Raw genomic sequence first — 14637 nt, 5'->3', positions numbered from 1 at the left:
CCGGGTAAGGCGTAGCCGCCACCCGGCTTTTTTACATCTGGCACCGGGGACACCAGTAAAACGGTCTGGAAGAGATCGTAGCCTTCTCAATCACTCCGCCGCACCGCTCGCACTTTTTCCCCGCCCGATGGAACACCTTAAAGCGGAACAGCGCCCCGTGATGCTTGTTTTCATCTACGATGCCGCGCGTATTGTACGACAGCCGCGGAATGTCCAGCAGCGCGTGCGACAGCGCCTCCAGCTTTTCATCGCTCAGCTGCGACGCCTTGCGCTGCGGCGCCAGCCCCACTTCCCAGAGGATCTCCACCCGCAGGTAGTTTCCCAGCCCGGCAAGAAACGCCTGATCGAGCAACAGCCCGGAAAACTGGCGGTTGCGGAACTGGGGAGACAATAGCCGGGCTTTAACATCGCTCGCCGTCAGGCGCATGTCCAATACGTCCGGCCCGACGCGCTGTAAGAACGGATGCGTCAGCAGTTGCTCCGGCGTTAACATTTCGATATCAGAGGCGCTGTAGAGCAGGATCGCCTTATCCGCCGTTTGTAACCGGACGCGCAGCACGCGCGTCGTTTGCGGCTGCTCGTCCGCCTCCACCACGCGCCAGACGCCGTAAAGCTGATTATGGCTATATAACGTCAGGTTATGGGAAAAGTGCGTGAGCAACGCTTTGCCGCGCGTTTCAATGTGGGTCACCGTCTGTCCCACAAGCTCTGTTTCAAACGGTTTTAGTTGAGGAAAGGCAAACCAGACATCGGTCAGAGGTTTACCCTTTATCGCCGCCTCCAGGCTATCCGCCGCGCGGCGGATCTCCGGACCTTCAGGCATGTTATTGTCCTTTTATCATCAATCTGCGCTGACGAGAATGCCCTCTTCAGAGAACGCCGCCCGCAGGCGTCTCGCAAACTGGAGCGCATGCTCCCCGTCGCCGTGTAAACACACCGTATCGGCCTGAACATTTGCGGATGTTCCATCCACGGCGGTCACCCGCCCGGCGCGCACCATCTCCAGCGTCTGCGCCAGCGCTTTATTTTCGTCGGTAATCAGCGCACCGGCCTGCGTGCGCGGCACCAGGCTGCCGTCCGGCATGTATCCCCGATCGGCAAAGACTTCCTGCCGCGTCGACAGCCCCAGCCGCTCTCCGGCACGAATAAGCTCGCTACCCGCCAGGCCAACCAGAATCAGCTGCGGATTGCAGTCCCGCACCGCGCGGGCTATCGCCTCCGCCAGCGCCGGATCTTTCGCTGCCTGGTTATAGAGCATGCCGTGCGGCTTGACGTGACGCAGCACGCCATGCTCAGCGCGCACTATCGCCTCCAGCGCGCCGATCTGGTAGAGCACCTGAGCGTAGACCGTCTCTGGCGGAAGATCCATCGCCGTGCGGCCAAAGTTCTCCCGGTCGGGAAAGCTGGGATGAGCGCCAATCGCCACGCCGTTTTTCATAGCATTGCGTACGCTTTCCAGCATGGTCTGCGCATCGCCGGCATGAAAACCGCAGGCGATGTTGACCGAGGAGACCAGCGTCATCAGTTCCGCATCGGCGCTGCTGCCCTCCCCCAGATCGGCGTTTAAATCAATCTTTACCATCAAGCCTCCACGCCAGCTGTTCGAGATAGCGCTGCCGATCCTGCCGGGCCTTTAGCGCCTCTTCCAGCGTACACTGCACAAAATGAATCGGCTGACCGAGAGGGATTTGCGCCAGATGGTAGCGATCCGCTTCGATAATGCAGGCAATACGCGGATAGCCGCCGGTAGTTTGCGCGTCGTTCATCAGAACGATGGGCTGCCCGTTGCCCGGCACCTGAATCACCCCCGGCAGCAGCCCGTGGGACAGTAGCTCCCGGTCAGTCGTGCGGGTCAGCGGCTGCCCCTGAAGCCGGTAACCCATACGGTTACTCTGCGGGCTGATCTTCCACGGCGAGCGCCAGAAAGACTCTTTTGAGGCTTCATCAAACTCCTGATATTCCGGTCCCGGCAAGGCGCGGATCACGTTCCCCCACAGCAACTGCTTGACGCCCTGCGTGGTGGTGAAATGGCGCGCTGAGGGCTTAATCGCCAGACGATCGCCATCGCGCAGTAGCCGTCCTTCATGACCGCCCATTCCCGCTTTCTGGTCAGTGCTGGATGAGCCCAACACCTCCGGCACGTCGATGCCCCCCGCCACGGCAAGATAGCTACGCACGCCGTGCAGAGGACGCTTAAGCGTCAGACGCTGCCCGGCTTTTGCCCGCAATCGCCAGCCGGTCCACACCGCTTTGCCGTCCAGCGTTGCGTCACAGCCCGCGCCGGTTAAGGCAAACCAGGTTTCCTCACCAAACTCAATAACGCACTGGCCCAGCGTAATTTCTAACGCCGCCGTGCTGCCCGCGTTGCCTACCAGCAGGTTGGCAATCTCCAGCGAAGGACGATCGAGCGCGCCGCAGTAGCTCACGCCGGACTGACGCAGGCCAAAACGGCCAGCATCCTGTACCGAGGTGTAGAGCCCTGCACGAATAAGCGTTAACATACCCCCTCCTTCTGCGGGATAAAGCGCAGGGTGTCACCGGGACGCAGGAGTATGGGCGCGTCATGGCCGGGTTCGAATAACGGCGTGGACGTGTGCCCGATAAGCTGCCAGCCGCCCGGCGAAGCGAGCGGGTAAATTCCCGTTTGTTCGCCACCAATCGCCACGCTGCCCGCCGGTACGCTCAGGCGCGGCTCAGCCCGGCGCGGGGTGTGCAGCTGGGGCGATAACCCGCCAAGATAGGGGAAGCCCGGCTGGAAACCTAAAAACCAGACAACATAGTCGACTGAGCTGTGCAGCTCGACGACCTGCTTTTCCGTTAATCCACAGTGTTCCGCCACCACGCCAAGGTCAGGGCCACTTTTGCCGCCATAGACAACCGGGATCTCAATCGCCCGCGATTCCGGCTCCAGCGCCTCGCTCTCCTCCCACCAGCGTTGCAGACGCTCAATGGCATCCAGCGCCCCGGTGTGCGGATCGCGTAGCACCACGGTGATATTATTCATACCCGGAATAGCTTCAACCACGCCGGGTAGCTCGGGCAGTCGCTGAGCCAGGCGCCAGATACGCTTTTGCGTGGCAAGCGTCACCGGAGGCTCAAGCTCCAGAACTACCGCGGTTTCACCCAGAAGATAACAACGCGCTCGCTGCACTTAACTACCTCTCATCAGGCCGGATTAGGGATATCAATAAACGTCACATCCAGATCGGTATTTTCCGTCAGCCACTCGCTGAGGGCGCGGATGCCGCCGCGCTCGGTGGCATGATGGCCTGCCGCGTAAAAATGCAGGCCTTGTTCACGCGCGGAATGAATGGTCTGCTCGGAGACTTCGCCGGTAATGAACGCATCGACACCGAAGCGTGCCGCACTGTCAATAAAGCCCTGACCGCCGCCGGTGCACCATGCCACGCGCTTCACGGTATCCGGCCCGGTGTCGCCGCACCACAGCGGACGACGCCCCAGGCGCGCTTCGATCCACGAGGCCAGCTCCAGCCCCGGTACCGGCATCGACAGCTCGCCCCACGGCACCAGGGGTTCAATTTCCCCCATCACGGTAATCCCCAACAGCTGCGCAAGCTGGACGTTATTACCCAGTTCAGGATGCGCGTCGAGCGGCAGGTGGTACCCGTACAGGTTGATGTCATTCGCCAGCAGCGTTTTGAGGCGGTTGCGCTTCATGCCGCGAATAATCGGCGATTCGTTTTTCCAGAAGTAACCGTGATGGACGATCACTGCATCGGCTTCCTGACGCACCGCCTCATCCAGCAGCGCCTGGCTTGCCGTCACGCCGGTGATGATTTTTTGCACCGTGTCGCGTCCCTCTACCTGCAAGCCATTCGGGCCGTAGTCGCTAAACGAGGTGGTGTTAAGTTTTTCGTTAATCAGGCGTTCCAGTTCACTGTTTTTCATCATCACTCTCTCAAGCTTTTCGGGCGGCTTCGTACGCCGCCAGCGTGGCGACGCGCGCCTGTTTATGGTCGACAATCGGACGGGGATAGTTCAGGTTAACGCGCTGTTTATCCGCCCATGTCCAGGGTTCATGAATGGCTTTGGCGGGGACATCCTTAAGCTCAGGTAGCCAGCGACGGATAAACTCGCCGTCAGCATCAAATCGTTGTCCCTGCGTGGTCGGATTGAAGATCCGAAAATAGGGAGCCGCATCCGTACCGGTGGAGGCCGCCCACTGCCAGCCGCCGTTATTCGCCGCCAGATCGCCATCGATCAGCTGAGACATAAAATAACGCTCTCCGGTTCGCCAGTCGATAAGCAGATCCTTCACCAGGAAGCTGGCGGTAATCATTCGCAGACGGTTATGCATCCACCCGGTTTCATTGAGCTGCCGCATAGCCGCATCAACAATCGGGAAGCCGGTGAGTCCACGCTGCCATGCCTGAAGCAGCTTATCATTCGACTGCCACTGTACCTGTTCGGTCCAACGAATGAAGGGACGATGTTTACATAAATCAGGATGATACGTCATCAGGTGACGGTAAAACTCACGCCAAATCAGTTCGTTCAGCCACACAGCACCCGCGCCCCCGTCAAGCGCCTGAGGCTGTTCCGCCAGCAGCCGATGCAAACACTGGCGCGGAGAGAGCACGCCCAGCGCTAAACAGGCCGACAGGCGGCTGGTGCCTTCAATCGCTGGAAAATCCCGACGCGCCTCGTATTGTGCCGCCCCCTGCTTGCAGAACTGACGCAACTGGGCAATAGCCGCTTTCTCGCTGGCGGGGAATAACGCTTCATCGAACGACTGCTGAGGATAATTCACTGTGATTTCAGGCAGACCTGTTATCGTATCCCCTCTCACGGCTGGCGCGGAAACGCACTCGGGTAGCCCCTCTTTCAGGCGCTTGATAAACGCATTTTTAAACGGCGTGAAAACTTTATACATCTCGTGATTGCCGGTCATCACGCTGCCCGGCGCGAGCATCACGCTGTCATCAAAGCCTTCACAAACCACGCCCGTAAGGGTTTTCTCCAGCTGACGGTCGCGCTGCTGCTCGTTAAATTCGTACTGGTAGTTGTAAAAAAGACGCGTTACCGCGTGCTGCTTACAGATTGCCTGCACCGTCTGAAGCTGTGCGGCAAAATCGTTCACCTCTTCATAGATAAGCGGGATGCCTTTTTCGGCCAGTGAATGTTGCAGGTCATTCAAATACGCGCTGAGCAAAGACGCTTGCCGGGGCGCCATATCATGCTGCTGCCACTGCTCTGGCGTGGCGATAAACAGGGCCAGCACATTCGCGTCTTTGGCGCGGCAGGCCGCCGCGAGAGCGATGTTGTCGTGAATGCGTAAATCCGCGCGAAACCAAACCAGATGGGTGGGCATAAAACTCCTGGCAATTGTCCATTATGTCCGTAAGGGCATGCCGTAAAAGGAAAAAGGCATGCATTGAACTACTTTGCCATGAAGTGTAGACGGGATGAAATAAAAAAGGCCGCCCGAGGCGGCCTTACAGACTGCTAACAAAGTGCTTGTTGTGCGTTTCGCCCGGCGGCGCTACGCTTGCACGGGCCTACAGTGAAACATGCAATGCATTGATATCTTTGCACTGTGTAGGCCGGGTAAGCGCAGCGTCACCCGGCAAGTGGGAGGGCTAAATAGATGCCTGTAACCTCTGACGAGGGCCTGAAGCCCCCAACGGACCGCGAATCCCGAGGGACAAAAAAACCGCCACATTGCTGTTGGCGGTTTTTTTATGGCTACGATGTCGCGTCGTATCAGTAGAAATCGCAGGTTGCTTTCTCGGCCTGATCCATCCACACCGGCTTTTCGCTGGTTTTCGCCCAGACGCGGTGCAGGTAGCTGTAAAAACGCGCGCGATCTTTCCAGAACAGCATCACCGGCAGGGCCAGCACGCCAGCCACTACGGCGAAAGTGCGACGCATGAACACGATATGAGCCGGATACTCTTTATAAAGATCCATATTTTCTCCCCTATAGTTGGCCGGAAACGTCATCCGGAAAATTCAAAATTTGTGAGCTGGATAAAATAATATCGCTTTGCGTGTAATTTTACTACTCATCCGACCACTTATTTTCATCCATTTAGTGAATATTTACACTCACGCCGTAATTAAGTTACAAAAAAGTTAACGATTTACTTATCAATAGTTAAATTGTGGGCTTTCCATTTTTATACTTTTTTTACACCCCTCCCCCCGATTTTTGCGAAATCTTTGCGCCGTAAATCCTACCGTTAGCACCATTACAAATGTCACCCGGAGGTGGAGTGTGAGTGCAGGTCTGATTGCCGGCATCGTGCTGGTGTTCCTGTTAATGGCTTATCTGATTTATGCCCTGATTAATGCGGAGGCATTCTGATGGCTGCTCAGGCGTTTTTGCTTATTGCCAGCTTTTTACTGGTGCTGTTTGTGCTCTCCAGGCCGCTGGGAACCGCGCTGGCGCGGCTGATCGGCAACGCGCCATTGCCGGGCACGAGAACGATTGAAAATGTGCTCTGGCGCGTTTCAGGTATAAACGAGGAGGAAATGAACTGGCGTCAGTATCTGATGGCGATACTGCTGCTGAATATCGTGGGGCTTATTGCCCTTTTTGCGATGCTCATGCTCCAGGGGAGCCTGCCGTTAAACCCGCAACGGCTACCCGGTTTATCCTGGCACCTGGCGCTGAACACGGCGGTCAGTTTTGTGACCAACACTAACTGGCAGTCTTACGCCGGTGAAACAACGCTCAGCTACTTCAGCCAGATGGTAGGGTTAACCGTGCAAAACTTTCTGTCTGCGGCCAGCGGTATCGCGGTGATCTTCGCCCTGACGCGCGCCTTTGCCCGCCAGAATGTCAGCACGCTCGGCAACGCGTGGGTTGATGTCACGCGCATTACCCTTTGGGTCCTGGTTCCTGTTGCGCTGCTTATTGCCCTGTTCTTTATTCAGCAAGGCACCTTGCAAAACCTGCTGCCTTATACCCCTTACACCTCGCTTGAAGGAACCGGGGGACTTCTGCCGATGGGGCCAGTTGCATCGCAGGAAGCGATCAAGATGCTGGGGACCAACGGCGGCGGCTTCTTCAACGCCAATTCATCCCATCCGTTTGAAAACCCAACGGCATTGACCAATTTTGTGCAGATGCTGGCGATCTTCCTGATCCCCACCGCGCTCTGTTTCGCCTTTGGTGATGTGGTTAACGATCGCCGCCAGGGCCGCACGCTGCTGTGGGCGATGACGCTCATCTTCGTGGTCTGCGTAGCCCTGGTGATGTGGGCCGAATGGAACGGCAACAGCCACTTCATGCCGCTGGGGGCCAACAGCAATATTAACCTGGAAGGCAAAGAGAGCCGCTTCGGCGTTCTTGCCAGCAGCCTTTATGCGGTGGTCACCACGGCGGCCTCCTGCGGGGCGGTGAACGCCATGCACGACTCTTTCACCGCGCTCGGCGGCATGATTCCGATGTGGCTGATGCAGATTGGCGAAGTGGTCTTCGGTGGGGTCGGCTCGGGGCTGTACGGCATGCTGCTGTTCGTTCTGCTGGCGGTGTTTATCGCCGGGCTGATGATTGGCCGCACGCCGGAGTATCTCGGTAAAAAAATCGACGTTCGCGAGATGAAGTTAACCGCGCTGGCGATCCTGGTCACCCCCGCCCTTGTGCTGCTCGGCACCGCCCTGGCGCTGATGACCGAGGCAGGCCGCAGCGGCATCTTTAACCCGGGCATCCACGGCTTTAGCGAAGTACTGTATGCCGTGTCGTCCGCCGCCAACAACAACGGCAGCGCCTTTGCCGGGCTAAGCGCCAACTCGCCGTTCTGGAACTGTCTGCTGGCGTTCTGCATGTTCGTTGGTCGTTTCGGCGTGATTATTCCCGTCATGGCAATCGCTGGAGCACTGGTGAATAAGAAAATCCAGCCGACCACCGCCGGTACGTTACCGACTCACGGCGCGCTGTTCGTCGGCCTGCTGATTGGCACCGTCCTGCTGGTGGGCGCCCTGACCTTTATCCCCGCCCTCGCGTTAGGCCCGGTTGCGGAAACTCTCTCTTTACGCTGATTTTGCGGAGAATTTGTCATGAGTCGTAAACAACTGGCCCTGCTCGAACCGTCCTTAGTTCGTCAGGCCCTCATGGATGCGGTAAAAAAACTGAGCCCTCGCGTGCAGTGGCACAACCCGGTGATGTTTATCGTCTGGATGGGGAGCTTACTCACTACCGCGCTGACGATTGCCATGGGAACGGGCCACCTGGCGGGCAATGCAGCCTTTACCGGCGCCATCAGCCTGTGGCTGTGGTTTACCGTGCTGTTCGCCAACTTCGCCGAAGCGCTGGCAGAAGGCCGCAGTAAAGCGCAGGCCAACAGCCTGAAAGGGGTAAAAAAGACCGCTTTCGCGCGCAAATTACGTGAACCGAAATATGGCGCGGAAATGGATCACGTGCCGGCGGATGAACTGCGTAAAGGTGACGTGGTGCTGGTGGAAGCCGGCGACATCATCCCCTGCGACGGGGAGGTCATTGAAGGCGGTGCATCGGTGGACGAAAGCGCCATCACCGGGGAATCCGCCCCGGTGATCCGCGAGTCCGGCGGCGACTTCGCCTCCGTAACGGGCGGGACCCGCATTCTTTCCGACTGGCTGGTGATCCAGTGCAGCGTTAACCCGGGCGAAACTTTCCTCGACCGGATGATCGCCATGGTCGAAGGCGCACAGCGTCGTAAAACGCCGAACGAAATTGCCCTGACCATCCTGCTGGTGGCGCTTACCCTCGTCTTCCTGCTGGCAACGGCGACCCTGTGGCCGTTCTCCGCCTACGGCGGTACGGCGGTCAGCGTTACCGTGCTGGTGGCCCTGCTGGTGTGCCTTATCCCCACGACGATCGGCGGCCTGCTTTCCGCAATTGGCGTGGCGGGGATGAGCCGCATGCTGGGCGCGAACGTTATCGCCACCAGCGGACGCGCCGTGGAAGCGGCGGGCGACGTAGGCGTGCTGCTGCTGGATAAAACCGGGACCATCACCCTGGGGAATCGTCAGGCATCTGAATTTTTACCCGCCCCCGGCGTGGATGAAAAAACGCTGGCCGACGCGGCGCAACTCTCCTCTCTGGCCGATGAAACGCCAGAAGGCCGCAGCATCGTGATCCTGGCCAAGCAGCGCTTCAACCTGCGCCAGCGCGACGTGCAGAGCCTGCACGCCACCTTCGTACCGTTCACCGCGCAAACCCGGATGAGTGGGATCAACATTCAGGACCGGATGATCCGTAAAGGGTCGGTTGACGCCATTCGACGCCATATTGAGGCAAACAATGGCCACTTCCCGCCTGAGGTGGACAAGCTGGTTGAAAACGTGGCGCGTCAGGGGGCGACACCTCTGGTGGTGGCGGAAGGAGCAAGCGTGCTGGGCGTGATAGCCCTGAAGGATATCGTTAAAGGCGGTATCAAAGAGCGTTTCGCCCAGATGCGCAAGATGGGCATCAAAACGGTGATGATCACCGGGGATAACCGCCTCACCGCGGCCGCCATTGCCGCCGAAGCGGGCGTGGATGATTTCCTTTCCGAAGCCACACCGGAAGCGAAACTGGCGTTGATTCGTCAGTATCAGGCGGAAGGCCGTCTGGTGGCGATGACGGGCGACGGCACTAACGACGCCCCGGCGCTGGCGCAGGCCGACGTGGCGGTGGCGATGAACTCCGGCACGCAGGCAGCAAAAGAGGCGGGCAACATGGTCGACCTCGATTCGAACCCGACTAAGCTGATCGAAGTGGTGCACATCGGCAAACAGATGCTGATGACGCGCGGCTCGCTGACCACATTCAGCATCGCCAACGACGTGGCGAAGTATTTCGCCATTATCCCGGCGGCGTTTGCGGCGACCTATCCGCAGCTGAACGCCCTGAACGTGATGCACCTGCACTCCCCGGCGTCGGCCATCATGAGCGCGGTGATTTTCAACGCCCTGATCATTGTCTTCCTCATCCCGCTGGCGCTGAAAGGGGTGAGCTATAAGCCGCTGACCGCCGCCGCCATGCTGCGCCGCAACCTGTGGATTTACGGCCTGGGTGGGCTGGTGGTGCCCTTTATCGGGATCAAGGTTATCGACGTGCTATTAACGCTGTTTGGGCTGGTTTAAAGGTGAATCAAATGACGATGTTACGTCCCGCTATACTGTTGTTTATTCTGCTGTCTCTGATTACCGGCGGGCTTTACCCGCTGGTGACCACGGCGCTCGGCCAGTGGTGGTTTAAGGACCAGGCCAACGGCTCGCTGATTATCCAGAACGGTGAAAACCGGGGCTCGCGCCTGATTGGGCAGAACTTCACGGGCGCAGGCTACTTCCAGGGACGCCCTTCCGCCACTGCGGAAAGCCCGTATAATCCAATGGCGTCCGGCGGCAGCAATCTGGCAGGCAGCAATCCCGCACTGGATAAAGCCATCGCTGAACGCGTTGCCGCCCTGCGCGCCGCCAATCCGCAGGCCAGCCGTGAGGTGCCGGTTGAGCTGGTCACCGCGTCGGCCAGCGGGCTGGACTACAGCCTGACGCCGGACGCGGCGGCATGGCAAATTCCGCGCGTGGCCGCCGCCCGCCAGCTGCCCATCGAACAGGTGAGCAAGCTGGTCGCAGAGCACACGCAAAAGCCGCTGGTCAGCTTCATCGGCATGCCGGTAGTGAACATTGTTGAGCTGAATCTGGCGCTGGACGCGCTAAGGAAAAACTAAATGACCGACGAGCCCATGCGCCCGGATCCGGACAGGCTGCTTGAACAGACGGCGGAAGCCCATCGCGGCAAGCTGAAAATTTTTTTCGGTGCCTGTGCGGGCGTCGGGAAAACCTTCGCCATGCTGACGGAAGCCCAGCGGCTGCGGGCGCAGGGGCTTGATATTCTCATCGGCGTGGTCGAAACCCACGGTCGCAAAGAGACGGCGGCGCTGCTGACGGGGCTGGCGACGCAGCCGCCCCAGCGCATTAACCATCGCGGGCGGCTGGTCACGGAGTTCGATCTGGATGCCGCCCTCGCCCGCCGACCTGCGCTCATTCTGATGGACGAACTGGCGCACAGCAACGCGCCGGGCTCGCGTCATCCGAAGCGCTGGCAGGATGTTGAGGAGCTGCTTGAAGCCGGTATCGACGTCTTCACCACGGTGAATGTTCAGCATCTGGAAAGCCTGAACGACGTGGTGAGCGGCGTCACCGGCATTCAGGTGCGGGAGACCGTCCCCGATCCGTTTTTTGATTCTGCCGATGAGGTTGTTCTGGTTGACCTGCCGCCGGACGATCTGCGCCAGCGCCTGCACGAAGGCAAGGTGTATATTGCCGGCCAGGCCGAACGCGCCATCGAACATTTCTTCCGCAAGGGAAACCTGATTGCCCTGCGCGAGCTGGCCCTGCGCCGCACTGCCGATCGCGTTGATGATCAGATGCGCGCCTGGCGAGACCTTCAGGGGCGAGAGCGCGTCTGGCACACGCGGGACGCCATTCTGTTATGCATTGGCCACGGCAGCGGTAATGAAAAGCTGGTCCGCACCGCCGCCCGGCTTGCGGCGAAGTTTGGCAGCGTGTGGCACGCGGTATACGTCGAAACGCCGCAGCTTCACGCCCTGCCGGAGAATCAGCGCCGCGCCATTCTGAGCGCGCTGCGGCTGGCTCAGGAGCTGGGCGCGGAAACCGCAACCCTTTCCGATCCGCAGGAAGATAAAGCCATTCTTCGCTACGCGCGCGAGCACAACCTGGGCAAGATTGTCATTGGGCGTCGCCAGCATCGCCGCTGGTTTAGCCGGGAATCTTTCGCCGACAGGCTGGCCCGCCGCGCGCCGGATCTCGATTTAGTCATCGTCGCGCTGGATGACAGGCCCGCTCCCCTGCCCAACCGCGCGCCGGACGCCCGCGCCTTTGGCGATAAGTGGCGCATGCAGATCCGCGGCTGTCTGGTGGCCGTGGTGCTCTGCGCCCTGATTACGGTGATTGCCAGCCAGTGGCTGATCGCCTTCGACGCCGCCAATCTGGTCATGATTTATCTGCTGGGCGTCGTCGTGGTCGCCCTCTTTTACGGCCGCTGGCCGTCGGTGCTGGCAACGGTGATCAACGTCGTCAGCTTCGATCTGTTCTTTATTGCGCCACGCGGGACGCTTGCCGTCTCGGACGTGCAGTACATTCTGACTTTTGCCGTGATGCTTACCGTCGGGCTGGTGATCGGGAACCTGACGGCGGGCGTGCGCTACCAGGCGCGCATTGCCCGCTACCGCGAGCAGCGCACGCGACATCTTTACGAAATGTCAAAATCGCTGGCGGTCGGCCGCACGCAGCAGGATATCGTTCAGACCAGCGAGCAGTTTATCCGCTCAACGTTTCATGCCAGCAACCTGATTTTACTCCCCGACGAGCACGGACATCTTCGCCCGCTTACCTCGCCTTCGGGCATGACGCCGTGGGATGAAGCGATTGCCCGCTGGAGCTTCGACAAAGGGTTACCCGCCGGTGCCGGAACCGACACCCTGCCCGGCGTGCCTTACCAGATCCTGCCGCTGCGCAGCGCGGATAAAAACCACGGGCTGGTCATCGTGGAGCCGTCTAACCAACGCCAGCTGATGATCCCCGAGCAGCAGCGCCTGCTGGAAACCTTCACCCTGCTGGTCGCCAGCGCCCTTGAGCGGCTGGCGCTTACCGCCAGCGAAGAGCAGGCGCGGCTGGCAAGCGAGCGTGAAAGCATCCGCAACTCGCTGCTGGCGGCGCTTTCCCACGACCTGCGCACCCCGCTCACCGTGCTGTTTGGTCAGTCCGAAATTCTCACGCTGGATCTGGCGGCGGAAGGGTCGAAGCATGCGGTACAGGCCAGCGAAATTCGCCAGCACGTGCTGAATACCACGCGCCTGGTGAATAACCTGCTGGACATGGCGCGCATTCAGTCCGGCGGTTTTAACCTCAAAAAAGAGTGGCTTACGCTTGAAGAGGTTGTCGGCAGCGCGCTGAAGATGCTGGAGCCGGGTCTGGGTGGACGCCATATTGCGCTGAACATGCCGGAACCCCTGACGCTCATACATGTTGATGGCCCGCTGTTTGAGCGCGTCCTGATTAATCTTCTGGAAAACGCGGCTAAATACGCCGGAGCAAAAGCGCAGATTGGGATCGCCGCCGGGGTAGATACGCAGACGCTGCGGCTTGAGATCTGGGATACCGGGCCGGGTATTCCGGCGGGTCAGGAGCGCGCCATTTTCGAAAAATTTGCGCGCGGCAATAAGGAATCCGCCATTCCGGGCGTTGGGCTGGGGCTCGCGATCTGCCAGGCGATTGTCGACGTGCATGGCGGCACCATTTCAGCCGAGAACCGCCCGGAAGGTGGCGCACGCTTTTGTGTTACACTTCCTCTTGAAACTCCACCAGAACTTGATGATTTACCAGAGGATATGTGATTAACGTTCTGATTGTTGAAGATGAGCTCGCTATCAGCCGATTTCTGCGTACCGCGCTGGAAGGCGACGGTTTGCGCGTTCATGAAGCCGGTACGCTTCAACGGGGGTTAATCGAAGCCGCGACCCGCAAGCCGGACCTGGTGATTCTGGATCTGGGGCTCCCGGATGGCGACGGCATTGATTTTATTCGCGAAGTGCGTCAGTGGAGCCAGATGCCGATTCTGGTCCTTTCTGCCCGCACCGAAGAGGCGGATAAAATCGCCGCGCTGGATGCCGGAGCGGATGATTATCTGATTAAACCGTTTGGCATTGGCGAGCTACAGGCCCGGCTTCGTGTGGCGCTGCGTCGTCACAGTGCCACAACCCCTTCTGATCCGGTGTACGCCTTTGGCGATATCCGCGTCGATCTTGCTGCCCGCCGCATTGTGCGGGGAGAAGAAGAGGTTCACCTCACGCCCATCGAATTTCGTCTGTTGGCCGTGCTGCTCAACAACCATGGAAAAGTGCTAACGCAGCGACAGCTCTTAAGCCAGGTCTGGGGACCGAATGCTGTTGAGCATAGTCACTATTTACGCATTTATATGGGACACCTTCGCCAGAAACTTGAAGCCGATCCCGCGCGTCCGCGTCATTTATTAACAGAAACCGGTATTGGCTATCGGTTTATGATCTGAATAAGTATTCAAATCGACCTTAAATAAAGAAAGCCATCCCCCTGAATATGCCATGAAAATAATGCAGAGGTTATTTTCATGGCTATATTCGTCCTTCCCAAACACAATTCAAACACCAATTTAACAACAAGCCAACAAAACAGCATTTTGATCTGCATTATTCATAAAAAACGACTAATTATTTCTGAAATGATCGGTTAATGGTGATCTGATTCACAGTTAATCCCTTTTCCCTGGATAAAATGACCGTGCTTTCAATTACTGAAAGGAAACTGAACATGGAAAACAATAATCGTTTAATGCCCCATATAAGGCGGACAACACATATCATGATGTTTGCCCACCGTAACTGTTTTGACTTTCATCTCTTCAACGCCCGGTAGTCCTTCGACTTCTGGCGCATCTGCTTACAGGTCTTCCTGAAACTTGCTATTTTACAGGCGCTTGCCTGTGAACACCTGCGCTTACTTTCTGCCATTCAGATTCTCCGCAACCGGGCGGACTGAATTCTACTCAGCAAAAAGCAATTAACTGATTTCGTATCAGCGGCCACGCTTTGCTTTTTTTTCCGGAAATAATCGATTTCTTTATTGCAAGAAGTCGAGGGCCCCATA

The 14637-nt window shown here is 58.4% G+C and carries 14 protein-coding genes; 7 read left to right on the top strand and 7 right to left on the bottom strand.

The genetic code is table 11. The features are described from left to right. Window positions 1–31 precede the first annotated feature (31 nt). The 7 genes from nei to DBR02_RS17085 form a co-directional block, all read right to left on the bottom strand. On the bottom strand, window positions 32–823 hold the full coding sequence (nei, locus tag DBR02_RS17115) for an endonuclease VIII (protein WP_107534935.1): 792 nt from the start codon (window positions 821–823) through the stop codon (window positions 32–34). A gap of 18 nt (window positions 824–841) precedes the next feature. After that, the gene (gene pxpA / locus DBR02_RS17110) at window positions 842–1582 is read right to left on the bottom strand and encodes a 5-oxoprolinase subunit PxpA (RefSeq protein ID WP_063866108.1); all 741 of its coding nucleotides are present in this window, start codon (window positions 1580–1582) and stop codon (window positions 842–844) included. Continuing rightward, a complete protein-coding gene (gene pxpC, locus DBR02_RS17105; RefSeq protein ID WP_107534934.1) occupies window positions 1569–2501 on the bottom strand; it encodes a 5-oxoprolinase subunit PxpC in 933 nt (310 codons plus the stop codon). The genes pxpA and pxpC overlap by 14 nt, the downstream gene beginning before the upstream one ends. After that, entirely contained in the window at window positions 2495–3151 is a 657-nt protein-coding gene (gene pxpB / locus DBR02_RS17100) for a 5-oxoprolinase subunit PxpB (RefSeq protein WP_064910817.1), read from the bottom strand. The genes pxpC and pxpB overlap by 7 nt, the downstream gene beginning before the upstream one ends. Before the next feature lie 14 nt (window positions 3152–3165). Further along, window positions 3166–3909: a type 2 GTP cyclohydrolase I gene (locus tag DBR02_RS17095; RefSeq protein WP_107535663.1), complete on the bottom strand. Its 744-nt coding sequence runs from the start codon at window positions 3907–3909 to the stop codon at window positions 3166–3168. 10 nt (window positions 3910–3919) lie between these two features. Further along, window positions 3920–5332, bottom strand: a complete 1413-nt coding sequence (gene phrB, locus DBR02_RS17090; RefSeq protein ID WP_107534933.1) for a deoxyribodipyrimidine photo-lyase — start codon at window positions 5330–5332, stop codon at window positions 3920–3922. A 392-nt stretch (window positions 5333–5724) separates the two neighbouring features. After that, the gene (locus tag DBR02_RS17085; protein WP_014069366.1) at window positions 5725–5931 is read right to left on the bottom strand and encodes a YbfA family protein; all 207 of its coding nucleotides are present in this window, start codon (window positions 5929–5931) and stop codon (window positions 5725–5727) included. A gap of 307 nt (window positions 5932–6238) precedes the next feature. Here DBR02_RS17085 and kdpF point away from each other — a divergent pair, with 307 nt between their 5' ends. The 7 genes from kdpF (at window position 6239) to speFL (ending at window position 14406) form a co-directional block, all read left to right on the top strand. Further along, complete coding sequence (kdpF, locus tag DBR02_RS17080) at window positions 6239–6328, top strand: K(+)-transporting ATPase subunit F (RefSeq protein ID WP_080473261.1); 90 nt, start codon at window positions 6239–6241, stop codon at window positions 6326–6328. After that, entirely contained in the window at window positions 6328–8007 is a 1680-nt protein-coding gene (gene kdpA / locus DBR02_RS17075) for a potassium-transporting ATPase subunit KdpA (protein ID WP_107534932.1), read from the top strand. The genes kdpF and kdpA overlap by 1 nt, the downstream gene beginning before the upstream one ends. Before the next feature lie 18 nt (window positions 8008–8025). After that, entirely contained in the window at window positions 8026–10074 is a 2049-nt protein-coding gene (gene kdpB / locus DBR02_RS17070; RefSeq protein ID WP_107534931.1) for a potassium-transporting ATPase subunit KdpB, read from the top strand. A gap of 11 nt (window positions 10075–10085) precedes the next feature. Next, entirely contained in the window at window positions 10086–10661 is a 576-nt protein-coding gene (kdpC, locus tag DBR02_RS17065; RefSeq protein ID WP_064910823.1) for a potassium-transporting ATPase subunit KdpC, read from the top strand. Then, entirely contained in the window at window positions 10662–13349 is a 2688-nt protein-coding gene (kdpD, locus tag DBR02_RS17060) for a two-component system sensor histidine kinase KdpD (RefSeq protein WP_107534930.1), read from the top strand. After that, window positions 13346–14023 carry a two-component system response regulator KdpE gene (gene kdpE, locus DBR02_RS17055; RefSeq protein ID WP_063866098.1) on the top strand — a complete coding sequence of 226 codons (678 nt, stop codon included), beginning with the start codon at window positions 13346–13348 and terminating at the stop codon, window positions 14021–14023. The genes kdpD and kdpE overlap by 4 nt, the downstream gene beginning before the upstream one ends. A gap of 278 nt (window positions 14024–14301) precedes the next feature. Beyond that, window positions 14302–14406, top strand: coding sequence for a leader peptide SpeFL (speFL, locus tag DBR02_RS17050; protein ID WP_003858645.1), 105 nt, complete (start codon window positions 14302–14304; stop codon window positions 14404–14406). Window positions 14407–14637 lie beyond the last annotated feature (231 nt).

The organism is Enterobacter cloacae complex sp. (genome assembly GCF_900322725.1).
Lineage (GTDB): Bacteria > Pseudomonadota > Gammaproteobacteria > Enterobacterales > Enterobacteriaceae > Enterobacter > Enterobacter quasihormaechei.
The sequence above is the reverse complement of the archived record's forward strand: the minus strand, read 5'-3'. Positions and strand labels throughout refer to the sequence as shown.